22 protein-coding genes and 1 tRNA gene are annotated in these 23,282 nt (G+C 49.2%); 9 read left to right on the forward strand and 14 right to left on the reverse strand.

Annotated elements, in window-relative coordinates:
• Positions 1-30: 30 nt before the first annotated feature.
• Positions 31-1,785: an ABC transporter ATP-binding protein gene (locus AWQ24_RS00675; protein ID WP_065715727.1), complete on the reverse strand. Its 1,755-nt coding sequence runs from the start codon at positions 1,783-1,785 to the stop codon at positions 31-33.
• A gap of 65 nt (positions 1,786-1,850) precedes the next feature.
• On the reverse strand, positions 1,851-3,350 hold the full coding sequence (locus AWQ24_RS00680; protein ID WP_232318839.1) for a UDP-N-acetylmuramoyl-L-alanyl-D-glutamate--2,6-diaminopimelate ligase: 1,500 nt from the start codon (positions 3,348-3,350) through the stop codon (positions 1,851-1,853).
• Between the two features lie 194 nt (positions 3,351-3,544).
• Between AWQ24_RS00680 and AWQ24_RS00685 the strand changes: the two genes are divergently transcribed.
• Positions 3,545-4,264, forward strand: a complete 720-nt coding sequence (locus AWQ24_RS00685) for an ion transporter (RefSeq protein ID WP_083993462.1) — start codon at positions 3,545-3,547, stop codon at positions 4,262-4,264.
• Here AWQ24_RS00685 and AWQ24_RS00690 read toward each other — a convergent pair.
• The gene (locus tag AWQ24_RS00690; protein ID WP_065715729.1) at positions 4,261-4,824 is read right to left on the reverse strand and encodes an NUDIX hydrolase; all 564 of its coding nucleotides are present in this window, start codon (positions 4,822-4,824) and stop codon (positions 4,261-4,263) included. The two genes, AWQ24_RS00685 and AWQ24_RS00690, sit on opposite strands and share 4 nt — an antisense overlap.
• Positions 4,825-5,027: 203 nt before the next feature.
• Here AWQ24_RS00690 and der point away from each other — a divergent pair, with 203 nt between their 5' ends.
• Together der and AWQ24_RS00700 are read left to right on the forward strand one after the other, a co-directional pair.
• Entirely contained in the window at positions 5,028-6,389 is a 1,362-nt protein-coding gene (gene der, locus AWQ24_RS00695) for a ribosome biogenesis GTPase Der (RefSeq protein WP_012305762.1), read from the forward strand.
• Between the two features lie 47 nt (positions 6,390-6,436).
• Entirely contained in the window at positions 6,437-7,666 is a 1,230-nt protein-coding gene (locus AWQ24_RS00700) for a trans-acting enoyl reductase family protein (protein ID WP_198161496.1), read from the forward strand.
• A 111-nt stretch (positions 7,667-7,777) separates the two neighbouring features.
• Here the strand turns inward: AWQ24_RS00700 and AWQ24_RS00705 are convergent, their stop codons facing one another.
• The 4 genes from AWQ24_RS00705 to AWQ24_RS00720 form a co-directional block, all read right to left on the reverse strand.
• Positions 7,778-8,620 carry a formate/nitrite transporter family protein gene (locus AWQ24_RS00705; RefSeq protein WP_012305764.1) on the reverse strand — a complete coding sequence of 281 codons (843 nt, stop codon included), beginning with the start codon at positions 8,618-8,620 and terminating at the stop codon, positions 7,778-7,780.
• 616 nt (positions 8,621-9,236) lie between these two features.
• Positions 9,237-9,896: a tRNA (guanosine(18)-2'-O)-methyltransferase TrmH gene (gene trmH / locus AWQ24_RS00710; RefSeq protein ID WP_065715730.1), complete on the reverse strand. Its 660-nt coding sequence runs from the start codon at positions 9,894-9,896 to the stop codon at positions 9,237-9,239.
• Positions 9,897-9,933: 37 nt separating this feature from the next.
• Positions 9,934-10,320, reverse strand: coding sequence for a GFA family protein (locus AWQ24_RS00715; protein WP_065709872.1), 387 nt, complete (start codon positions 10,318-10,320; stop codon positions 9,934-9,936).
• Positions 10,321-10,330: 10 nt separating this feature from the next.
• Complete coding sequence (locus tag AWQ24_RS00720; RefSeq protein WP_012305767.1) at positions 10,331-10,774, reverse strand: Rrf2 family transcriptional regulator; 444 nt, start codon at positions 10,772-10,774, stop codon at positions 10,331-10,333.
• A gap of 216 nt (positions 10,775-10,990) precedes the next feature.
• On the opposite strand from AWQ24_RS00720, the gene AWQ24_RS00725 reads away from it, so the two are divergent.
• Complete coding sequence (locus AWQ24_RS00725) at positions 10,991-11,377, forward strand: AbrB family transcriptional regulator (RefSeq protein WP_012305768.1); 387 nt, start codon at positions 10,991-10,993, stop codon at positions 11,375-11,377.
• Between the two features lie 71 nt (positions 11,378-11,448).
• On the opposite strand, the gene AWQ24_RS00730 is transcribed toward AWQ24_RS00725, so the two are convergent.
• From AWQ24_RS00730 to AWQ24_RS00740, 3 genes are read right to left on the reverse strand one after another with little or no spacing between them, the layout of a single operon-like run.
• A complete protein-coding gene (locus AWQ24_RS00730; RefSeq protein ID WP_065715731.1) occupies positions 11,449-12,087 on the reverse strand; it encodes a bifunctional 4-hydroxy-2-oxoglutarate aldolase/2-dehydro-3-deoxy-phosphogluconate aldolase in 639 nt (212 codons plus the stop codon).
• Positions 12,084-12,500 (reverse strand): heavy metal-responsive transcriptional regulator, encoded by a 417-nt coding sequence (locus tag AWQ24_RS00735; protein ID WP_030006726.1) that lies wholly within the window; start codon positions 12,498-12,500, stop codon positions 12,084-12,086. Before AWQ24_RS00735 ends, AWQ24_RS00730 begins: the two co-directional genes overlap by 4 nt.
• Positions 12,500-12,784, reverse strand: a complete 285-nt coding sequence (locus tag AWQ24_RS00740) for a hypothetical protein (RefSeq protein WP_012305771.1) — start codon at positions 12,782-12,784, stop codon at positions 12,500-12,502. Before AWQ24_RS00740 ends, AWQ24_RS00735 begins: the two co-directional genes overlap by 1 nt.
• Positions 12,785-12,962: 178 nt before the next feature.
• Between AWQ24_RS00740 and AWQ24_RS00745 the strand changes: the two genes are divergently transcribed.
• Entirely contained in the window at positions 12,963-13,841 is an 879-nt protein-coding gene (locus tag AWQ24_RS00745; RefSeq protein WP_065715732.1) for a carbohydrate ABC transporter permease, read from the forward strand.
• 6 nt (positions 13,842-13,847) lie between these two features.
• On the opposite strand, the gene murJ is transcribed toward AWQ24_RS00745, so the two are convergent.
• Positions 13,848-15,449 carry a murein biosynthesis integral membrane protein MurJ gene (gene murJ, locus AWQ24_RS00750; protein ID WP_065715733.1) on the reverse strand — a complete coding sequence of 534 codons (1,602 nt, stop codon included), beginning with the start codon at positions 15,447-15,449 and terminating at the stop codon, positions 13,848-13,850.
• Between the two features lie 221 nt (positions 15,450-15,670).
• Here murJ and psbZ point away from each other — a divergent pair, with 221 nt between their 5' ends.
• From psbZ to AWQ24_RS00770, 4 genes are all read left to right on the forward strand, one after another.
• Complete coding sequence (gene psbZ, locus AWQ24_RS00755; RefSeq protein ID WP_012305774.1) at positions 15,671-15,859, forward strand: photosystem II reaction center protein PsbZ; 189 nt, start codon at positions 15,671-15,673, stop codon at positions 15,857-15,859.
• 142 nt (positions 15,860-16,001) lie between these two features.
• Entirely contained in the window at positions 16,002-16,478 is a 477-nt protein-coding gene (gene ribH, locus AWQ24_RS00760) for a 6,7-dimethyl-8-ribityllumazine synthase (RefSeq protein WP_065715734.1), read from the forward strand.
• Positions 16,479-16,577: 99 nt separating this feature from the next.
• Positions 16,578-16,649, forward strand: a tRNA-Gly gene (locus AWQ24_RS00765).
• A gap of 201 nt (positions 16,650-16,850) precedes the next feature.
• The gene (locus tag AWQ24_RS00770) at positions 16,851-19,238 is read left to right on the forward strand and encodes a transglycosylase domain-containing protein (protein WP_232318840.1); all 2,388 of its coding nucleotides are present in this window, start codon (positions 16,851-16,853) and stop codon (positions 19,236-19,238) included.
• On the opposite strand, the gene rppA is transcribed toward AWQ24_RS00770, so the two are convergent.
• From rppA to AWQ24_RS00785, 3 genes are all read right to left on the reverse strand, one after another.
• A complete protein-coding gene (gene rppA, locus AWQ24_RS00775; RefSeq protein ID WP_030006723.1) occupies positions 19,235-19,918 on the reverse strand; it encodes a two-component system response regulator RppA in 684 nt (227 codons plus the stop codon). The genes AWQ24_RS00770 and rppA overlap by 4 nt on opposite strands.
• A gap of 205 nt (positions 19,919-20,123) precedes the next feature.
• Complete coding sequence (locus AWQ24_RS00780) at positions 20,124-20,537, reverse strand: DUF4278 domain-containing protein (protein ID WP_012305778.1); 414 nt, start codon at positions 20,535-20,537, stop codon at positions 20,124-20,126.
• A gap of 205 nt (positions 20,538-20,742) precedes the next feature.
• Complete coding sequence (locus tag AWQ24_RS00785) at positions 20,743-23,208, reverse strand: ATP-dependent Clp protease ATP-binding subunit (protein ID WP_062431746.1); 2,466 nt, start codon at positions 23,206-23,208, stop codon at positions 20,743-20,745.
• Positions 23,209-23,282 lie beyond the last annotated feature (74 nt).

The following is a 23,282-nucleotide window of genomic DNA, read 5'->3' on the forward strand; positions in this document are numbered from 1 at the left end:
TGCGGCACCTCCCTCCAGGGAGGATATTTTTTAGAGGCCTTGGGGAATTGCGGCAATGAGTTGTTTGGTGTAGTCCTGTTGGGGATTGCGGTAAATTTGGTCAGCGGTACCCACTTCCTCAATTTTGCCTTTGTTCATCACGATGATGCGATCGCCCATAAATTTCACAACGCTGAGATCGTGGGAAATAAAAATGTAGGTCAGTTGAAATTCCGCTTGGAGTTCCTTCAGCAGATTTAACACTTGGGCCTGAACAGATACATCCAGGGCCGATACGGATTCATCGCAGATAATAAATTGGGGTTCAATGGCCAAGGCCCGTGCAATACAGACCCGTTGCCGCTGGCCACCTGATAGTTCGTGGGGATAGCGGTTCACCCAACCGGGATTGATGCCCACCCGCTCTAACAGATATTGCACTCGCTCAAGGCGTTTTTTCTTGTCCCGCTTGATATTGTGAATGATTAACGGTTCGGCGATCGCCCGGCCAATGGTCATGCGGGGATTGAGGGAATTGTAGGGATTTTGGAAGACAATTTGCATCTCCCGGCGCAGTTGTCGGAGGCGCTTGCTGCGGGCAGGGAGTTGGGCAATATTTTCGCCCCGAAACCAAATGTCGCCACTGAGGGGTTGAATCAGTCGCAAAATGGCCCGGGCCAGGGTGGATTTGCCGCACCCGGATTCGCCTACTAGACCGAGGGTTTCCCCTGGATAGAGATCAAAGGAAACATTATTAACGGCCATGAAATACCGTTGTCCCGTCAAAAGAAAATTACGGCTTGGGTAACCCACCTGGAGCTTTTGCACAGATAGGAGCGGTTTTTGTTTAATTAGGGCTTCGAGGCGCTTTTTATCGGCCTCTAGGGATACTTCTGCTAGTAAATTTAGATCCGGCTGTCGCTCTTGGATCACGACGGTTTGGGTGTCGTGATCGGTTTCAACACTCATGTAGTCGGCAACGGTCGGCAGCAGGACTAATTTTTGATCAAGGCGGGGCCGACAGGCCAGTAATCCTTTGGTATAGGGATGTTGGGGCGCTTTGAAAATCCGTTCGATGGGGCCTTGCTCAACAATTTCCCCCCGGTACATTACCGCCACTTCGTCAACAAGTTCCGCAATCACCCCCAAATCGTGGGTGATGAAAATTAGAGACATTTGCCGGGCCTGACAAAGATCCCGCAACAGTTGCAAAATTGTCGCTTGCACAGTCACATCGAGGGCGGTGGTGGGTTCGTCCGCAATTAATAGCGTCGGATTAGAGGCGATCGCCATGGCAATCATCACCCGTTGCAGTTGGCCCCCGGACAATTCGTGGGGATAGCGTTTCATCACCTCGGCGGGCAGTTGCACTTCCTGGAGTCGGGCGATCGCCTGTTGGCGGGCCTGGGCTGGGGTGACATTTTGGTGCAATAAAATCGCTTCGGTAAGCTGAAACTCCACGTTATAAACGGGATTAAGGGAACTCATGGGTTCCTGGAAAATCATCGCAATCTCGCCACCGCGATAGGTACGCCGCTCCCATTCCGGCAAACTTTGGAGATCGAGGGGTTCTATGTCTGGGGTCGCCTTAAAGAAAATTTCGCCCCCAGTGACGCGGCCTGGTTTTTGGATCAGCCCCATCAGCGCAAGGGATGTGACCGATTTGCCGGAGCCGGATTCGCCCACGATGCCGAGGGTCTGGCCCCGTTTAAGCTGAAAGCTAATTTGATCAACCGCGAGATTGGTTTGATTTTCGCTGGTGAAGGCCACCTGCAGTTGACGGACATCGAGAACCAGATCACTCATGGGGGCAATTTTTTTACTAGACTCAGGCAGAGAAATTTATAGAAAAATTTATGTTGATTGTAGCGTTAGGGGGTTTTGGGGTGGCGATCGCCGAGGGCTTTGCGGGCTTCCTCCCGGTCATCGAAGTGAATTTTTTCAGTCCCCAGAATTTGATAGTCTTCATGGCCTTTGCCAGCGATGAGAACCCCGTCCCCCGGTTGGGCCTCTAAAATTGCCCGTTGAATTGCCGTGGCCCGGTCTGCTTCCACGAGAAACTGGATATTTTCGGGAATCCCTTCCACTACATCGGCTAATATCTGTTTGGGATCTTCCGTGCGCGGATTATCGGAGGTCACCACAGCCCAATCCGATTGTGTTGCGGCGATTTTTCCCATCAAGGGTCTTTTAGTGCGATCGCGATCGCCACCGCAACCAAACACACAGATCATTTTTTTCGCGATAAAAGGCCGGGAGGCTTTCAGGAGATTTTCTAAACTGTCGGGGGTGTGGGCATAGTCAACGATGACGCTAATGTCTTGATCCTCAGCCACGATCACCCGTTCCATGCGCCCCGGCACCCCTTGGAATTGCGGCAAACAGGTAATCATCTGGTTTAAATCCAGACCCAAGGCCAGACCTGCACCGACGGCGGCCATCACATTTTCGAGATTGAACTGACCGACTAGGGGTGACGTGAATTCTACCGTGCCCATGGGGGTTTTTAGGCGGCCCTCAACCCCCGTCGCGGTGTAGATTAGGCGATCCATGTAAAGATCCGCTGCGGCATCTTGGAGACTGTAACCCCAGGCTTTGTCACCGAGTTTGTGGGCGAGGCGATCGCCATAGGGATTATCCAAATTCACCACTGCCCTGCCGTGGCAATATTCCTCGTTAAAAAGCAGGGCTTTCGCTTGGAAATAGTCCTCCATCGTCGGATGGTAATCCAGGTGATCCTGGGTGAGATTGGTGAAAACGGCCACATCAAATTGACAACCCTTAACGCGATTTTGGTGCAGCGCATGGGAACTCACTTCCATCACCGCGTGGGTATTGCCCGCTTCGAGGGCTGCCGCAAAGTTTTTCTGGAGATCGATGGCGAAGGGAGTGGTGTGGGTGGCAATTTTTTCATAGCCGGGCCAGCGGGTGTAGAGGGTACCGATGAGGGCGGTGGGCTGCTGGGCGGCTTGGAGGAAATATTCAATGAGGTGGCTGGTGGTGGTTTTGCCGTTCGTCCCCGTCACCCCAACCAGCTTTAGACTTGCAGTGGGTTTTTCGTAAAAAAAGTTGGCAATTTCAGCACAGGCGATCACAGGGTCAGCAACGGGAATGACGCATTCGCCCTTGGTTGCGGGAAATTTTTCGAGGGCCTCTGGACTGACCACAGCGGCGATCGCCCCAGCTTCGATAGCCCCTTGCCAAAACTCGCCCCCATCGACGCGGGTACCGGGCAAACCAATGAACAGATCCCCAGGCATTACGGCTTGGGAGTTGCTCGCCAATCCTTTGACGACCTGCTGTAACATCGGGTGATCCGGCAGGGATTCAATGGCCGATACCTGTTTTAAAAGTGCGCCTAGCTGCATCATTTGCCTCCAAATCCTGGGATTTTCCCGATTTTAGTCTGTGCTCAGGGAAATTTTGTCATCTCAGTAGCAGTTTAGCTCAATTTTTACTCGTAGAGGATACTGAAAAACTTCTTGAAAATTCTCAATAAATAAATTCTTTTATCCAAAATGATAAAATTCGTAAATCACATTAGTTTTAGAATCAACAGATTGCCTTGCTAAGACTTACCCAAATCAAAAAAATCATTGAAGATGATGATACAACCCAAAGTAAAATTTTCACTATTTCAATTCAGCTATTAATACTATTTTCTATAATTGCTTTTTGTCTTGAGACAACGCCTAGTTTGTTACAGAAATTACAAACTGAGCTTGACATATTCAATGCTTTTTCAGTCACTGTGTTCACTGTCGAATATATACTTAGAGTCGCTGTATCAGACAAAAAAATAAAATTTGTTCTGAGCTTTTTTGGTATTGTTGACTTATTAGCAATTTTGCCTTTCTATCTCTCAACGGGATTAGATTTACGGTCTTTGAGAGCTTTCAGATTTCTTCGTTTTTTCAGAACGATGAAATTGCTACGGTATAACAGAGCAATTCGACATTTTTATTGTGCTTTCAAGATTGCGAAAGAAGAGCTTGTTCTTTTTGGCTTGACGACCTTACTGTTACTGTTTTTTGCGGCTGTAGGGATTTACTATTTTGAGCACTCAGCACAACCAGAAACTTTTCGATCTATCTTTGATAGTCTTTGGTGGGCTGTGGCAACTTTGACAACTGTTGGATATGGGGATCTTTATCCCATTACTCCTGGGGGTCGTTTTTTTACATTCATAATTTTAATCATAGGTTTAGGAATTGTGGCAGTCCCAAGTGGTCTGATTGCTTCTGCTTTATCGGAAGCACGCCGATTAGAAGAAAAGGAAAACTAATTTGTGAAGCTGGAGTCCAGAAAGGGTTTAGCGAGATAGTAGCTGGCAATGGTTTTTGCATCGAGGCGATCGCCATTATGGATTTTCGCTTCCAACTCTTCTGGACTCAACAAAAGCACCTCAATATCCTCGTCGGCATCCTGGGCTGGAGGAGTGGCTAATTTTTCTAAATCCGTTGCCAAAAAAGCATAGATCCACTCGTCAGAATAGCCTGGACAAAGGGGGAATTTCCCCAGCGATCGCCAATTTTTTGCGGTGTAACCCGCTTCTTCTGGTAGTTCCCGTTGCACCGTGCTGAGGGGATCTTCCTCGGTTTCAATCGTTCCCGCCGGAAATTCAATAATTCGTCCTTGGAGGGCAAAGCGATACTGCCTCACCACCACCAACTGACCCTCATTGGTCACAGGCACCACCAACGCGCCCCCCGGATGACGGATTGCCCCATAATCACCAACGGCCCCATTGGGTAACCGCAGACGATTCACTTCGTAGGCAAATTTCGAGCCACTGTACATCAAGAGAGGTTTAATCACCTCAGGCAGTTCATTGTGGGAAACCATGGAAAAAATTACAGGGTAAGGAGTAAGAAAAGGGGGTCGGAATCGGGGCGATCGCCTTAAAAATTGGTATGATTAAATATTCTGAGTTTTGATGTTGGCGTTTATATCATAATTTTTTGAAGCAAAACAGACCGCTTGTACTAAAGCTTAGCGAGTCCCCCCGTCATTATCCAGTCTTTTCCCCTGATTCAAGCAGAGTCCCTATGAAACTCCCCATTATTGCCGTGATCGGTCGTCCCAACGTGGGCAAATCTACCCTCGTCAACCGCATTGCTGGCGATCAACAGGCGATCGTCCATGACCAGCCCGGCATTACCCGCGATCGCACCTATCGGCCTGGTTTTTGGCAAGACCGCAATTTTCAGATTGTCGATACGGGCGGGATTGTTTTCGACGACCACGAAGAATTTTTACCCCTAATCCGCGAACAAGCGGCGATCGCCCTCGCCGAAGCAGCCGTTGCCCTTTTTGTGGTGGATGGCCAAGCTGGGTTAAATGCCGCCGACCAAGAAATTGCCGACTGGTTGCGCCAACAAAATGTCCCCGTTGTCCTGGCCGTGAACAAATGCGAATCCCTCGAACAGGGCTATACCCAAGCAGCTGAATTTTGGGAGCTGGGCATGGAAGAACCTTTCCCCATCTCGGCGATCCATGGCAGTGGCACCGGCGATCTTTTAGACAAAGTCATTGAATATCTCCCGACGATCACCGATGTCGAAGAAGATACCACCATTAACGTCGCAATCATTGGTCGCCCCAATGTCGGTAAATCGAGTCTGCTCAATGCCCTTACCGGAGAACAACGGGCGATCGTCAGTCCGATTTCTGGGACAACCCGCGATGCCATTGACACAATCATCGAACGCAACGGCCAACAATATCGCCTCATTGACACCGCTGGCATCCGCCGGAAAAAAAATGTGGATTATGGGGCCGAATTTTTTAGCATTAACCGTGCCTTTAAAGCGATTCGTCGGGCGGATGTAGTACTTTTTGTGATTGATGTTTTAGATGGGGTGACCGAACAGGATCTCAAACTAGCGGGTCGAATCATTGACGAAGGCCGAGCGGTGATCATCGTTGCCAACAAGTGGGATGCTGTCGAGAAGGATACCTACACGATCAACCAATACCGCAAAGAGTTGCAAGCGCGTCTATTTTTTATGGAATGGGCCGAAATGCTCTTCATTAGCGCCCAGACTGGTCAGCGGGTGAATAAAATTCTGGATTTAGTTGATCAAGCCGCCGAATCTCACCGTCGCCGCGTTTCTACCGCCGTAATTAATGAGGTGATCCAAGAAGCGGTTTCCTGGCATTCTCCCCCCACCAGTCGCCAAGGGAAACAGGGTCGGATTTACTATGGCACCCAGGTACGGAGTCAGCCGCCGACGATTTCTCTATTTGTCAATGACCCCAAACGATTTAACGATAGCTACCGCCGCTATATCGAGAAGCAATTTCGTCAGGATCTCGGTTTTGCGGGCACGCCGATCCGTTTGGTTTGGCGCGGTAAACGGGTGCGGGATGCAGAACGGGGCACCCCCAACCGAGCCACAAAGGTTTAGCACAGACGATACACTGAAGGGCATCTTTGTCTGGGACACTAGGCTCTATGTCTTCTGAAAAAATGTCGCCATCGTCACCCCCCTATGATCTAATCGTGGTGGGGGCCACTGGTTTTGTGGGCCAAATTATTTGCCGCTATCTTTGTGACCATGCCGAACGTGAATCGTTTACTTGGGCGATCGCCGGCCGTTCAGCCGAAAAATTAGCCCAACTCAAGCACTCTTTGGGCATCCCAGGGGAGACCTTAGCAACCTTTGTCGTTGATGTGTTTGATCAAGGGGCAGTGACGGCCCTCTGCGAGCAAACGAAGGTGATCCTCACAACGGTCGGCCCCTACAGTCTTTATGGAGAAACCTTGCTCCGGGCCTGTGCCACAACGGGAACCGATTATTGCGATCTGACCGGGGAAGTCCAGTGGGTCAAAAAGATGGTGACTAAATATGAGGCGATCGCCCAACAATCGGGGGCACGGATCGTCCATTGTTGCGGGTTTGATTCGGTGCCGTCTGACCTTGGGGTGTATTTTTTGCAACAGCGGGCTTTAGAACAATTCAGAAAACCCTGTCGCCAAATTAAGATGCGCGTTAAGGCGGCCCAGGGAGGCATTTCCGGGGGGACAGCGGCCAGCGGCATGAATCTGATCAAAGAGGTGATCGCCGACTCAGAGATCAAAACACTATTGGCTAATCCCTATGCCCTCTGTCCCAAAGCTCCCAATCCCCAGCACCCAGCTCCCCTAATCCCGGTACAAATCGACCACATTTTTGGCGAATGGGTGACACCCTTTATCATGGCAGCGGTGAATACGCCTATTGTGCTGCGCTCCAATGCCCTACAAAACTGGGCCTATGGTGAGCAGTTCCAGTACGACGAAGGGCTGCTTACGGGGGTCAGTGTTGGGGGTTGGTTGAAAGCCCAGGGTCTAAGCCTATTACTTAAAATCCTGGGAGGAACTGCGGCGATCGACCCTAGTCTCCTCGAAAAAATTGTCCCGGCCCCCGGCGAAGGGCCTTCCCCCAGCCAACAGCAAGCCGGTTTTTATGATCTACGCTTTTGGGGCATTACTACTTCGGGTGAAGTTCTTATGGCAAAAGTCACTGGCGATCGCGATCCGGGCTATGGTTCCACCGCAAAAATTATCGCCCAAGCGGGACTCTGTTTAGCCAAAGATAATATATCCCGATCCGGTGGCTTCTGGACGCCAGCCACAGCCATGGGTGAACATCTCATCGATCGCCTCACCGCTTACAGTGGCTTAACCTTCGGCATCCTTTGAGTTGATCTTGGCTCTCACGATTCAAAACATAGAAAAGGAGCGACCTGAGTCACTCCCTCCCATTTTCATAATTATTTTTATTTTGGCAATCGGTGGATTAAGCCCGATTTCCTAGCGCAGCACAGGATTTTTCATGGATTCTTCCATCGCCATTTGAGGAAGTCCTTGGGATTTCGTGTAGTGGGTCGAGTACAGCAGCGCACCGATGAAGATACCACCACCAATGATGTTACCAATCGTCACAGGCAGGAAATCCCAGAAGACCATATCCATACCAGAGATCGGCGCACCGAGAACCATGCCAGTCAAGATAAAGAACATATTGACCACGATGTGCTCCAGGCCGAGGGTGACGAACGCGAAGATCGGGAACCAGCAGCCCATAAATTTACCTGGGACGGACTTACTCACCATGCCCATCATCACAGCCAAACAAACTAGGAAGTTACAGAAAATACCACGGACAATGAAGAGGAAGAAACCATTGGTGCCCATTTCCTTTACTGCCACGGTCTTAGAGAGGGCGATTTCGATGATTTTTTCACCCACGGGGCTGGGGTCAGCAGTTCCTCCATTGGTAAGGGAGAACCCCATCAGCAAGGCCACAAACAAGCAACCTAAAAAATTACCCAGATAAACCCAAAGCCAATTATTAATAACTCTGCCAAACCTCACTCGTCTCGCCAACATTGCCGATGTCATCAGCGCAAAGTTGCCAGTGACCAGTTCCATCCCAAAGAGCACGATGGAGGCAAATCCCCAAGGGAAGAGAAGTGCTCCGAGGAATGGCAGACCACTTTGTACGGCGACGGTAACAGCGAGGGTAGTGGCAACGCCAAGGGCCAGACCGGAGTAGAAGCCACGGATGAGCAGATCTTTGACGGAAAGACGTGCTTTTGTTTCGCCTGCTTTGATACTGGCATCTACTAGTTCTTTGGGGATTACGTAGTCCATTATTTTCTCCTAATTTAAAACCGATGGGGAAACAAAAGGGTCATTGTTTTTTCTAAAGTCAATGCGCTTTGAGATTAACTTTTAAACCACAGATAAATTGTTCATGAAGAACTTAATTTTGCTTTTTCGGAATTTAATTTCAAAAGTTTAGCTCTGGATTTTTGTTCTGCTGTGATATTCAGCCAAGAAAGTTTCTTGATCTAAGTCAAAGCCAAGTACCACAATATTTTTGATGAATTCATCCAAAGAAAGATACTTTTAAATAAAATCAGTCTCCAGTCACAATTAAAGCTCCATTTTCTGACCAACTGCAAAAAATATAGAGGATTCAAATTGTTTAGAAGAAAGTAATCTTCAGTTGATTTTGCTAAGAAAATAATAATCCTTGGCAAAGTAGAGGACGAGCTACAAAAAATCTTTTTAAAAGAGATTTTGCGCGTTTAATAGGTCATAAATTAAACAAAGAAATCCTGAAAATGTGTAACCAAAGCTACGATTTTTGAGGACACTTGAGTTCTATGCATGAATTGAATTACGTTTTTACATGAAAAACACCCAGGCAAGAATGATCGCGGCCATGGGTGTGTTGCAATGGGGTTGTTAGGGCTGACTCGGGTCAGGTTGGAATGATTTGACCTTCTGAATCTAAAGGGGGATAGGGTAATTGGCGATCGCGGTAATGGGCGACAAGTTCAGGGTAGCCCCACTCAAAGACCTTCTGACGGTAGAACTCTGGGTCCAGACGGGGTTGATCATAAAATCCAGCTTGGAGGCGTTGGCGTTGTGCCTCAAAGAGAATCACCGCTGCGGCCACGGAAACATTAAGGGACTGCACCATCCCTAACATCGGAATGATAATGTGACCATCTACAAGCTCTGCGGCTGTGTCGCTGACCCCCCACCGTTCGGCCCCCATCAAAATTGCCGTGGGTTGTGTATAGTCAGTGGTGCGATAATCAACGGCGCGATCGCTTAAATGGGCCGCATAGATCTTAAAGTTTTGCTGGTGGAGCTGATCGATGGCTACGGTAACGTCAGGGTGACGATTTAAATCAACCCATTTCTCACTGCCTTGGGCCACCTGGGAGTAAGTATCGAGGACATCACCATCTGCGACCTGATTCATTGCATGGACAGCCATCACCCCCACCGCATCACAGGTGCGAATAATCGCGGAAATATTGTGGGGTTTGTGGACATCCTCCATGAGGACAGTGAGGTCAGGTTGACGACGATCTAAGGTTTGGCAAATGCGTTGATATCTTCTCGACAGCACAATCTTATTTTTTTGCTAACAGCACAGGATCCAGATTTTAGGTGATTTGGGAAAGATTGTCTTCCCAATTTTCCCCATCAAAAAATATAATCTCAAAGACATCTAATAGATTTTCATCTAAACAGCGCAGATTCACATCGATACTATCGGGATGGGAGCGGGGTAGATAAAAAGAATGGACGCCACAACGCCGACAAAAAAGGTGGGTTGCTTGGTGGGTATTAAACTGGTAGGCCGTTAGCAGATCTTGTCCTTGGAGTAAATGGAAATCTGCCTGGGGGACAATGATATGGAGAAATCCTTTTTTACGACAAATAGAACAGTTACAGTCAAGGGCTTGAAAGTTTCTCAAGGCGACTTGGAAGCGAACACCACCACAATGACAGCCACCACCATAACGTTTCGGTGTAGAAAAATTAGACATTGTAAAAACTTCAAATAACAAAACTTGTGGCTTCTCCCTGGGCTGCTTTCCAACTGCGGGCGTCGTAATACAAATCAGCAAGGGTAATGTTATAAAGGGCTTCTTGGAGTTTTTGGTGGAGCCGCTGCCAGAGACTAAAGGTAACCCAATCTTCGGCTTGGTCGGGGTGGGGTTCATGGTGGGGGAGCGGTTCAATGGTTTCACCGATGGCCTGGAGAATTTGACCTAGGGAAATATCTTCGGGTTTCGATAGTAATTGATATCCCCCTTGGGCACCACGGACTGAACGAAGAATTCCGGCTCGACGCATCTCAATCAACAGCTTCTCAAGGTATGGGGCAGGGAGGTTTTGGCGTTTGGCGATCGCCTTTACGGAAGTGGGGCCATAACCGGGTTGCAAACTAATATCGAGTAAAGCTTTAACGCTGTAATGACCTCTGGTGGTTAGCTTCATGGCTACCTTTTTTGAAAAAATTTTGGCATGTTAGGAAAGAATGCGATTATTTTTGCCAAAAAAAATCGTCTTAACCTCTATTTTAAGAGAGAATAATGTAAGATAAACGTGAGAAACAGCTAATTTAAAAGTTTAAGGTGCGCAGCGAAGTAAAAAAAGAATTCGCAGGCTTCATCCCATAACTCTCATTTATCGTCATTCATTCGTAATAAGTAAATGGCTACAAAGAAAAAGATTGAAACATTGACCGGTGATGCACTGCTCGCAAAAGTTAAGGAGCTTGAAAACCACAGTAAAGAAGAAAAAGCAAGAGCTTGCGGCTATTACACGATCACCAAGAATGGGGTTGAACGTGTCAATATGATGAAGTTCTATAATGCTCTCATCGAAGCAGAAGGGGTGCAGTTAGATAGCAATACAAATGCCCAAGGTCGGGGGGGTCGTGCTGCCACCTATCGTATTAGTGTACAGTCCAATGGGAATCTTTTGATTGGGTCTGCCTACACCAAAAAAATGGGACTCCAGCCCGGTGATGAATTTGAAATTTCTTTAGGTCGCAAACATATTCACCTCAAACAACTGGGTGCCGATGGTGATGATTAAATTTTCCTAGGAATTAATCTGCACAAATCGAGATAGCGATCGCCATGGTGGGGGTCGTTTTTTTGTGGAAATTACCATTGACTAGGGTGATGTTGCTGGAGTCGCTGGCTAAGTTCCGGCCATTCTTGTTTTGCGAGCATCGCGGGGGGAAAGAGATCACTTGAAAGGCCAACGGCGATCGCCCCGGCTTCGATCAATGCGGGGCCATTGGTGAGGCTAACGCCCCCAGTGGGAATGAGAGGGATTTGAGGTAAAGGGGCTTGGAGACAACGGATAAAACTAGCGCCACCAACGGATTTAATAGGAAATACCTTGACGCCGTCACTACCCCAATGCCAGGCCTGGTAGATTTCGCTTGGGGTTAAGGCGCCTAGCACCATGGGAATATCCTGGTGATGGGCAATCTGGATTAACTCCCGGTCACTGTGGGGGCTGAAAGCGAAGGTAGCACCGCAGGCGATCGCCTCTTTTAAATCTGTGGGCGTGAGGATCGTGCCCGTGCCGATGATTGCCTGGGGAAATTTTTCCCGCAGGGTCGCAATGATGTGGCCAGCTTGATCACTATTCCAGGTGATTTCAATGAGCTTTAATCCCCCGTTAATCGCGGTTTCAGCCATTTTGATTCCCAGTTGCCAGTCCGTGGCCCGAATAACGGCGATCGCCCGGTGTTCTCGGAGTTGTGCAAACCAGCGTTGTTGGAGGGGGGTCATTGCAAATTTGGACAAATGGTCGATGGGGGCTGGGGCTGATCGGAAAAATCTTGCCAACCAGACAGAATACCCTGTAATTCCCCCTTTAGGATCGTCAGGGCGGCCATTTGCTGATTAATTTCTTGGAGTTGTGCTTCTAATAACTCCCTAATTACCCCACAGGGCAAGGTTCCTTGGTCGCGCACCGTTAGGATCTTGCCAATGTCTTCGAGGCTTAAACCGAGGGACTGGGCCCGTTTAATAAATGCCAACCGAGCAAAGACCGCCGCCGAAAAGAGTCGATAACCCTTTGGCGATCGCCCCATAACTGTGGTCAACAACCCCAAATCCGCATAATAACGAATCGTTTTTACCGGTAAACCACTCTGTTGGGCCACTGTCCCAATTTTGAGACCATAATCTGCCGTTACCATTAGCGTTGTCTTTCGTTCATCAACTGGGGCAGCGGCACATTCACTTCCGTGGGGGGTAAATAACGGCGCGGTAAAACCCGATTGAGATCCCGTTGATCGCGGCGGATACGAGACCAGCGAATGGCGATCGCCCCTAATACAAATCCCAAACCGATGGTAAATAAACCCCAATGCTCATCGACACCCCCAATCACCACTTCGATTAAACCCATCACAATCAAGAAGCTAGACACTGGCTCCTTGCGATATAAACGCTTAACAGTTCGTCGATTGAAACGGGCCATAGAATTTTCCAGGGAAATTTTCCACAGGGGCTGAAAAATAATGAATAACGATCACCTTTAGCTTAACAAATTGGCGCTTCTCCTTGGTTCAGGAGCGGCCCCCAAATCACCGTCTATGTCGGGCAACCTTAGATTTTTGCCTTAAGATACATTTTGACTCTGCGCCCCGGTATTCCCCATGAAACTTTCAACCAAGTTCTTGACGCCATATCTTTTTCTGTTGCCAGCCCTTGTCATTTTGGGCCTAGCAGTGGCTCTCCCGGCCCTCCAAGCGTTTTACCTTAGTTTCACCGAGTATCAATACGACCTGACCCAAACGCCCCGTTGGATCGGCTTTAAAAATTTTGCCCTGCTGCTCCAGGACGATCTATTTTGGAAAACCTTAGGTAATACGGTGTTGTATCTGATTGGGGTCGTGCCGATACTGGTGAGTTTTTCCTTAGCCTTGGCCATTTTGGTGAACCAGAGTCTCCGGGGGATTACTTGGTTTCGGGCGGCTTTTTATACCCCAGTGATCGTTTCTCTGGTTGTGGCAGGAATTGCCTGGCGCGCCCTGTATGCCTCCAACGGTTTTTTTAATCAACTCCTAAAACAAATCGGTTTAGGGGATGGGATTCCTTGGCTCACAGATCCGAAACTCGCCCTCTGGAGTGTGATGTTGGTGACCATTTGGAAAGGGCTGGGATATTACATGGTGATCTATCTAGCAGGATTGCAGGCGATTTCCCCGGAACTGTATGAAGCAGCTTCTCTAGACGGTTCGGACGGCTGGCGTAAACACCTAGACATTACAGTGCCCTTGATGCGTCCTTACATTTTGCTAGTGTCCGTGATTTCGGCGATTTCAGCGACAAAAGTCTTTGAAGAAATTTATGTGATGACCCAGGGGGGGCCGTTAAACGCTTCAAAAACGGTGGTCTATTACCTCTATGAGCAGGCGTTTCAAAATTTAGAGATCAGCTATGCTTGCACCATTGGCCTAGTCTTGTTCCTGGTAATTTTTGTCCTCTCAATTTTTAATCTTTATCTGTCTCGCCAAACCAACCAAGGTTTTTAGTCTCCCTTAACGACGCTTAAGCTTGCCCTTGATGCGTTGCCAAAAAATTTCTAACTCTGGCAATTTCAACAAACTCGCGAGGCCAAAGAAAATAACCAGAGAAAAGGCGATCGCCACGAATAATTCCAAGCCCTGCACATAGAGGTTTTGGCCGAAACTCAAGGATTCTACCCCCAGCGAAATTCCCCAGCTTACAAATCCAGCGGCGATCGCTGCCCCCGTTAAGCCCAGCAAATTTAAGCCCCATTCTCCCAAGGGCAATCCGCCGAGGCGACGGTTTAAGATCCCAAGCATCATAATGATCGAAAAAACATTGACCCCAATCGTGGCAAAGACCAAACCCGGCGTCTGGAATTGGTTTACCAAAATAAAATCTAAAAACGCGTTCAAAAAAATATTAAAAACACTAATCCGCGACGGCGTGACCCCATCCCCCAAGCCATAGAAAACCCGCACCAGCACATCCCGTCCCAGGTAGAAAAACATCCCCATCCCATAGGCCATCAAGACTGGAGCAACAATGGCCGTCGCTTCCGCCGCAAAGGCATTGTATTCGTAGATAATCCGGATAATCGTCCGCGCCTGGGAGACAAAAATTGCACTCAGGGGCAACATCGAAAGGGCCGTGAGTAACAAACCCTGACGAATGCGAATCTTTAAATCATCCCAATTTTCTGGGGCCGCCAACCGTGAAAACACAGGCAACAACGGTACCAAAATCATGTTGGAAATAATCCCCAGGGGTGTAAGGACGATGAAATTGGCATAGCGCATCGCCGCCGCCGCACTCTCAATGTAGGAGGCAAAATACATATCCGTATAAACATTGATATGCAGCATCCCCGAAGACAAGGTGGCAGGCAACATCACCCGCATCACATCCTTCACCCCTGGAATATTCAGATCCAACCGGGGCCGCAGGGTACCTAAGCCCGATTTCCACTGAGCAAACACCTGGGCGAGCCACTGCCAAACCGCACCAACGAGGGTCGTTCCAGCGAGGACAATACAGCCCAACTGCATATATTCGGGGGCGCTGGCCTGTTCCCCCAAAATCCAGATCAAGCTACCGACCCCGATCACCACACTGAGGCTCGAAAACAACGGACTAATCCCCGGTAGCCAATATTGATCCGAGGCATTTAACACCCCGAAACCAATGCCAATTAGACCCGCAAAGACCGCCAACGGAGCCATGATCTGCAACTGCAAAATCGCCAACTCCCGCACGGTTCCCTCTAAACCTGGGGCTACCAAGTCAATAAAAAATCCCGCAAAGACCACCAGCAAAACGGTGATCAACAGGAGTCCCCCCGTCACCAGGGTAGAAACCGTTTCTACGAGGGGCGCAGCATCTTTTTGATCTCGCTTGGCCAAGATACTCACGAGGGCACTGTGGAACGGCCCATTGATTCCCCCCAAGAGAATGAGCAAAAAGCCCGGAATAATGTAGGCATAGGCATAGGCATCGACCACTGGCCCCACCCCAAATGCCCGGGCGATCGCCTGCTCTCGCACCAAGCCGAATACCTTACTAATCAGGGTGGCGATCGCCACAACCCCCGCAATACCAGCCAGCGAACGAGACTTTCGAGGAGAATCAGTCACAATCTTTTAGGAATTAAAAAAACACAATAAAAAGCGAAAAGCTTTCCCATTCTCACCGAGAATGCCTTCTTTGAGAATCACTTGCGGCCCCATCTACCAGAGAAGGTCAATTTTCTGGTAGCTTACTATAAACAATGAAAACTTTAGGATTTTCAAAACCTTATTTGGCATCCTAAGCCCATAAACCCCATTTGCTTGCTGTCTTGGGAGAATTTTAAAAAATGACTATTTTATTCCAACTTGCCCTTGCTGCCCTCGTGGCCCTTTCGTTCCTGATGGTAATTGGTGTCCCCGTTGCCTATGCTTCCCCCACCAACTGGGAACAGTCCAAATCCTTGATTTTTGTCGGTTCCATTGCTTGGACTGTTCTGGTCATTGCCGTCGGTGTCCTGAATTTTTTCGTGATCTAACCACGCACATTCCTATGTTTGGCGATCAGGACGGCCCTGATCTCCCCCAAGGTGCAATCTTCTGCGTTGGCAACCTCAACGTGATTGCACCTTAATTTTTTTATTAATTTCCCCCTTTACACCTTTTCTCTACAAATCCATTATGGCTACCTTTGAAGGAACCTATAACGACAACACCCAAGCGCTCAAATTGGCGATCGTCATCGGTCGTTTCAATGACCTGGTAACAAGCAAGCTCCTCGCAGGCTGCCAAGACTGTCTCCGTCGTCATGGAGTCAATACTGATCCAAAAGGAACGCAAATCGATTACATTTGGGTGCCCGGCTGTTTTGAAATTTCCCTAGTCGCCAAAAAACTGGCTGATTCTGGTAAATACGATGCCATCATTTGTCTTGGGGCGGTGATTCGGGGCGATACTCCCCATTTTGATTACGTTGCGGCTGAAGTTTCCAAGGGAGTTGCGGCGGCGGCGTTCCAAACGGGCGTACCGGTTATTTTTGGCGTCCTGACCACAGATACCATGCAGCAGGCCCTCGAACGGGCCGGGATTAAGAATAACCTTGGTTGGGGCTACGCTCTCAGTGCTTTAGAAATGGCGAGTCTGATGGGAAAAATTTAAGCGTTGGGGCGATCGCCAACGGGATCTCAAAAAAAATCAATGAGACCCTTGACATCTTCGTTTTTTCTTGGCATAGTTGTATACGTGCTCAGCACGCAAGCGGGTATAGCTCAGCGGTAGAGCGTCACCTTGCCAAGGTGAATGTCGCGCGTTCGAATCGCGTTACCCGCTTAACTAAAAAACTAATCAAACAATAAAATAACCTCATCATTGGCCTGGTACAATCGTTGCGATTTGCTATAGACTGTCTGGAATATTCGAGCACATTTGTTAAACTGGCTCCGAATCAAAGACCGCGATGCATCATAATCTATCGCTTAATTCGAGCCATGCTTAGAGGATTTCGGCGTGTTTAATTTTGTCAGAAAGTCAGTGTCTCAACCCCTAGAAGACAACACCAATCAATTGCAGAGTGGGTCACAACCTGGGGCTAGCTCTGACCATGACTTACAAGGTGCTGAAATGGTGGCCATGGACAGGGGAGAATTACCACAAACCACTACAGATAACGGCGCATCACCCCAAAAGCCACAGCGAAAATCAAAAAGACGGCGTTGGCGGCTTTGGCTATTGGCGGGACTTGTGCTTGGGGTTGGCAGCGGCAGTTTTCTCATCTACCGGGGCTGGCAGGAACTAGAGGCACTGGTGCCGGAAAATGTCGATGAAATCTTAATTTATACACGTCCTGGCACCCTCACCATTCAAGCAGCCGATGGCAGTGTCATTGAAGAGGTGGGGCCTGTTTCCCATGACCGGGTCAAAATCTGGGCCGTACCAACGACCTTAACCGAGGCGTTTATTGCCAGTGAAGACCGACGCTTCTATGAGCATTTTGGGGTGGATTTACAGGGGGTCGCACGGGCCGCCTACATGAACTTTCGGGCAGGCAGAGTCGTAGAAGGAGGCAGTAGCATTACGCAGCAGGTGGCGCGTATTGTTTTCTTAAACCAGGAAATGACCCTAGCGCGTAAGGTCAAGGAAATGCGCTTGGCGACGAAATTAGAAGAACAGTTCTCCAAGGAGCAAATCCTAGAAAGTTATCTAAATTTAGTTTATCTAGGCTCTGGAGCCTATGGTGTCTCGGATGCGGCTTGGGTTTATTTTGGTAAAAATTTAGAAGAGTTGACCCTAGGGGAAACGGCGATGATTGCGGGTTTAGCGCCAGCCCCCAGTTTATATTCACCGTTTGTTAATCTCCAGGCGGCGACAGTACGGCGGGATCAGGTGCTAGAGCGGATGTGGGAAGAGGGTTATATTTCCCAGACCGAGTATGAAACGGCGATCGCCACCCCCATTGAAACGAATCGGCAAACGCCCCAACGTTTACTGCGCAAATACCCCTATTTTGCTGATTATGTGAAGGCAGAACTGAAACGGTACCTTTCCCCAGAGCAGTTGGAAACGGGCAGTTTTGTCATTGAAACGACCTTAAATCCTCAATGGCAGGAGTGGTCAGAGGCGGTTGTGGCGGAAGGAATTACGAACTACGGACGTTATCAACGCTTTGAACAGGCGGCGATGGTGAGCATCGATCCCCGCAGTGGCCAGATTAAAACGATGGTTGGGGGCTTAGATTTTGAAAATAATCAATATAACCGCGTCACCCAAGCCCAACGGCAACCGGGTTCGACCTTCAAAATGTTTGTCTATGCAGCGGCGATCGCCTCTGGGATGTCTCCCAATGCAACCTATGTTGACCAAGAATTTGCCATTGATGGCTACCGTCCGAAAAACTATTCTGGTACCGTCAGCAATCAAGCCGTTTCCCTCACAGAAGCCCTGACAAAATCGATCAACACCATCGCCTTGAGTGTGATGCTTGATGTGGGTTGGGACCCGATCATTAATCTCGCCCACCGCATGGGTGTTGAATCGGAGATGAAGCCCACCTATTCCTTAGCTTTAGGTGCCTGGGAAGTAAATTTACTAGAGCTAACCGCCGCCTATGGCACCCTCGCAAATGGTGGCTCTTATCAGCCTGTGTATGGCATTAGTCGAATCCTTGATCGCAATGGCAAGGTCGTTTACCAAGCGAATCGCAAACCGATCCAAGCTATCGATTCTGATAGTGCCGCCATCATGACCTATATGCTGCGAAATGTCGTGAGTAGCGGTACTGGCAGCCAAGCAAATATTGGTCGTCCAGTGGCCGGGAAAACAGGCACCTCTGATCAGGCGCGAGACCTATGGTTTATTGGTTACATCCCCCAAATGGTAACAGGGGTTTGGCTCGGCAATGACGATAATAAACCCACCTGGGGAGCCAGTAGTACAGCGGCGCGTCTCTGGGGTGATGCAATGCGTCAAATTGCGGCGGCCATGACGGTGGAAGATTTTCCCAAATTACCAAATTTGAATAATCGCGTCGGTTCTATTGCCGCAGAACCAATCCAAGGGGGCGCGAAAAAAACGAAGGTCGTTGCCACAGATACAGAAGAAAAAACCAGCACCACAAATTCAGAAGCACAAGAGACCACGGAAGCATCCTCTGATGAGCGCCCAACCCCAGAGGCAGCGGCGACAACACCGACGAACAATGATAATAAAGCTGTGGTCGACAATGAAATTAAGCCCCCAGCACCGGCCTTTGACTTCACTGATCCGGCGGATACTGTGCCTCCCCTTGCCCCCGTACCGAGTAATAATCGACCTGCATCCACCGCAACGCCACCGAGTCCGCCTGCGGCCCCAAGACCAGCTCCTACGAATGTTGATGTGCCGGCTCCCCCTGTCATTCAAAAGAAGGAAACAACTCCCTAGGTATTCTGCTCGCCAAAGTAATATCCTTTTCCGTAAATGGTGTGGATTAGAGGGCGATCGCCTTTTGCTTCTACCTTACGACGTAGCAAGCGTACCAGAGCCGCTAGCACATTACTGCTGGGAGATTCATCGCCATCTTGCCAGAGGTGTTGATAAATTTGCTCGTGGGTCAGAAGTTGAGCCGGGTGCTCCATAAAATAGCTCAGGAGTTGCAACTCCCGATCCGAGAGGCGAATGGCCCGGCCAGCACGGTAGGCCATTTGGTTGGCGATATCTAATTCGAGATCGGCGATCTTTAAACGATTAGGTGGCTCTCCCCCAGGCGATCGCCTTAATAACGCCCGCACCCGGGCCAGCAGTTCCCGCAACTCAAAGGGCTTGACTAAATAATCATCAGCACCAGCATCCAGACCAGAAACCCGGTCGTCCACCGTATCCTTGGCCGTTAAAAATAAAATAGGCGTTGTACGACCTAGCGATCGCACCCGTTGGCAGATTTCAACCCCCGAATATTGCGGCAACATCCAATCCAAAATCAGTAGATCATACTCTTGATCGCAGGCCAGTTCTAACCCCTGCTGGCCAGTTTCTGCCAATGCTACGGTATGCCCTTCCCGTTGGAGCACTTGGCTAAGGGCGCCCCGTAATTCCCGTTCATCGTCTACCAACAAAATGCGCATGGTTACTTCCAAAACACCTTGATTCCCATTATTCCCGAAGAAGGAAACCTGACCCAAGGCGATCACCGACCATTTTCCCAATAAAAAAGGAAGCAGCTTCCATCCACTTCCAACTAATATTCATTATTCTTACTGTTATAACTACTGGGGAGATTTACCTTGTTCTATCACCAGAGTCAGAAAGAGTTTAAATCAAAATCACACCTTAAACCGAGGATAAAGCATTAGATTCCTGTTGCAGCAGGGTAATCAGTTGTTCGTCCCCCTGGGCTTGGGCCGTGCGGATCCGCCGTTCTAAGCTGCGACGCATATTTTCCAGGTGCACACGCCGGGCGTCTTGACCCATTAATTTAGAGAGCTGTGGGACTCGTACCGGACAAGCTGCAGCGGCCGCTTCCTGTTGCTGTTGGGCCGTCGCTTTAACCACAGGTTGCTGAATCGCGTAGGTGCCACCCCGATAGTGGAGGAGTACTGACTCAACATCCGGACGATCAACTGTTTGCGTTACACAGTGTCGCCGCACCGTTTGTCCACGATAACGACCTAAGATATCCCCTTCTGTCACTTCTAAGGTTGCGGGAAGAGAATCATAGGAAACACCACGATATGTCAATTTCATAGAGATTTCCTCACTGTGCCTCAAAACTTTTTCTGTAACTATTGTTACATTAATCCCTAGATTTTCTCGAAAAAATCAGAAAAACTTAAGGATTCTACTTAGATTGCGTATAACCAAACCACAAAAAAGGAGCCCGAAAGCTCCTCTTGGCATCTTAGGTTTTAATTAACGTTAGGGTTATCGACAGGCTAGAGATTGGTCACAGTTAACCAGGTTGCTTGGCTAATTCCAAAGGTTTTGCCGCTTTACTGACGGCCACTTTACCTTCTTCATTGATGTCGACGATCGCCGTATCACCAGAACCAACGCGGCCAGAAAGAATTTCCTCAGCAAGGACATCCTCTAACAGGCGCATAATCGCGCGACGTAACGGACGGGCACCATAGGATGGGTTGTAGCCTTCTTCCACGAGTCGCTCCTTAAACTTGTCGGTAACTTGCAACTCAATTTCCTGCTCAGTCAGGCGCTTGAAGACGTCCTTAAGGAGGATTTCGGAGATTTCTTTAACCTCTTCTTTGTTGAGTTGACGGAAGACAATAATCTCATCGAGACGGTTGAGGAACTCTGGACGGAAGTATTGCTTGAGTTCTTCGTTGACCAGGGAACGGATCCGGTTGTACTGGGATTCTGCCGCATCTTCGCCAAATTCGAAGCCGAGGCCACCGCCACCTTTTTCAATGACCTTAGAGCCAATGTTGGAGGTCAGGATAATCAAGGTGTTCTTGAAGTCCACGGTGCGCCCCTTCGCGTCGGTCAAGCGTCCATCTTCAAGGATTTGCAGCAGCATGTTGAAGATGTCGGGGTGCGCTTTCTCGATTTCATCAAAGAGAATAACGGTGTAAGGACGACGACGAACGGCTTCGGTTAACTGACCCCCTTCGTTGTAACCGACGTAGCCGGGAGGGGAACCAATTAGTTTAGAAACGGTGTGCCGCTCCATGAATTCAGACATGTCGAGGCGGATCATCGCATCTTCAGACCCGAAGAAGTAGGCAGCTAAAGCCTTAGTCAACTCGGTTTTACCGACCCCAGTGGGGCCAGAGAAGACGAAGCTGGCAATGGGACGATTGGGGTTTTTCAAGCCAACACGGGCGCGACGAATGGCGCGAGATACAGCTTTCACGGCATCTTCTTGACCAATGAGACGCTGGTGCAGGGTGTCCTCCATGTTGAGCAGTTTGGTGGATTCGCTCTCGGTAAGTTTGTTGAGGGGAACTCCTGTCCAAGAGGCGACGATGTGGGCGATTTCTTCGGCATCAACCACGGCATCGATGTCGCTATTTTTCTCTTTCTGACTGGCGGCGATCGCCCGAATTTCGGTTTTAATTTCCATTTCGCGATCGCGCAATTCACCCGCTTTATCGAAGTCTTGGGAGCGCACCGCTTCATCCTTTTGCTTTAGGACATCGCGCAATTCTTTATCGAGTTCCTTGGCTTCGGGGGGCAGTTGGGAATTGATCAACCGAACACGGGAACCCGCTTCATCGATCAAGTCAATGGCTTTGTCGGGCAGGAAGCGATCGCTAATGTAACGGTCGGCTAATTTTGCTGCCGCATCGAGGGCTTCATCTAAAATTTTGAGCTTGTGGTGCTGTTCATAGCGTTCCCGTAGACCAAAGAGAATCTCAATGGTTTCTTCGACGGAAGGTTCACCGACCATGACGGGCTGGAAGCGCCGCTCAAGGGCTGCATCCCGCTCAATGTGTTTACGATATTCATCAAGGGTGGTGGCACCGATACATTGCAGTTCACCACGGGCGAGGGCAGGCTTGAGGATATTGGCGGCATCGATCGCCCCTTCCGCAGCACCCGCACCGATTAGGGTATGAACTTCGTCAATCACCAGGATCACATTCCCGGCTTGGCGAATTTCGTCCATGATTTTTTTGAGGCGTTCTTCAAATTCACCCCGGTATTTCGTGCCCGCAACCAGCAAACCAATATCGAGGGTGACAACGCGCTTTTCTTCGAGGATGTCAGGCACATCCCCATTGGAAATTCTTTGGGCCAGACCTTCGGCGATCGCCGTTTTCCCGACCCCTGGTTCGCCAATCAGCACCGGATTATTTTTCGTGCGGCGACCAAGGATTTGAATCACCCGTTCAATTTCATTTTGACGACCAACGACGGGATCAAGCTTACTGTCTTTGGCCAGTTGGGTCAGATTCGAGCCAAACTCATCTAAGGTCGGCGTCTTATTACTCCGGGAAGAACCGCCACCCGCTGCGACTTCTGCGGTCTCACCGAGCATCCGGATTACCTGGGTACGTACCTTGGAGAGGTCAACCCCTAAATTTTCGAGGACTCTGGCAGCAACTCCTTCCCCTTCACGGATTAAGCCTAGTAACAAATGCTCCGTACCAATATAGTTGTGACCCAATTGGCGAGCTTCTTCGAGGGAGAGTTCTAAAACCCGTTTTGCCCTGGGCGTGAACGGAATTTCAACGGCCACAAAGCCAGAACCCCGTCCGATAATTTTCTCTACCTCAATGCGGGCATCCTTGAGATTAACCCCCATAGACCGGAGTACCTTAGCGGCAACGCCAGTCCCCTCACCAATGAGACCGAGGAGGATTTGCTCCGTACCAACGAAGTTGTGACCAAGGCGACGCGCTTCCTCTTGGGCGAGCATAATCACCTTAATAGCTTTTTCTGTGAAGCGTTCAAACATGACCTGTTTTTTACCTGCTGCTAGTCCCTATGTAGAGTTGATTCTAGCACAGGGGAAATTTTTGGTTGATGCCT

The organism is Picosynechococcus sp. PCC 8807 (assembly GCF_001693295.1).
In the GTDB taxonomy this organism is placed as follows: domain Bacteria; phylum Cyanobacteriota; class Cyanobacteriia; order Cyanobacteriales; family MRBY01; genus MRBY01.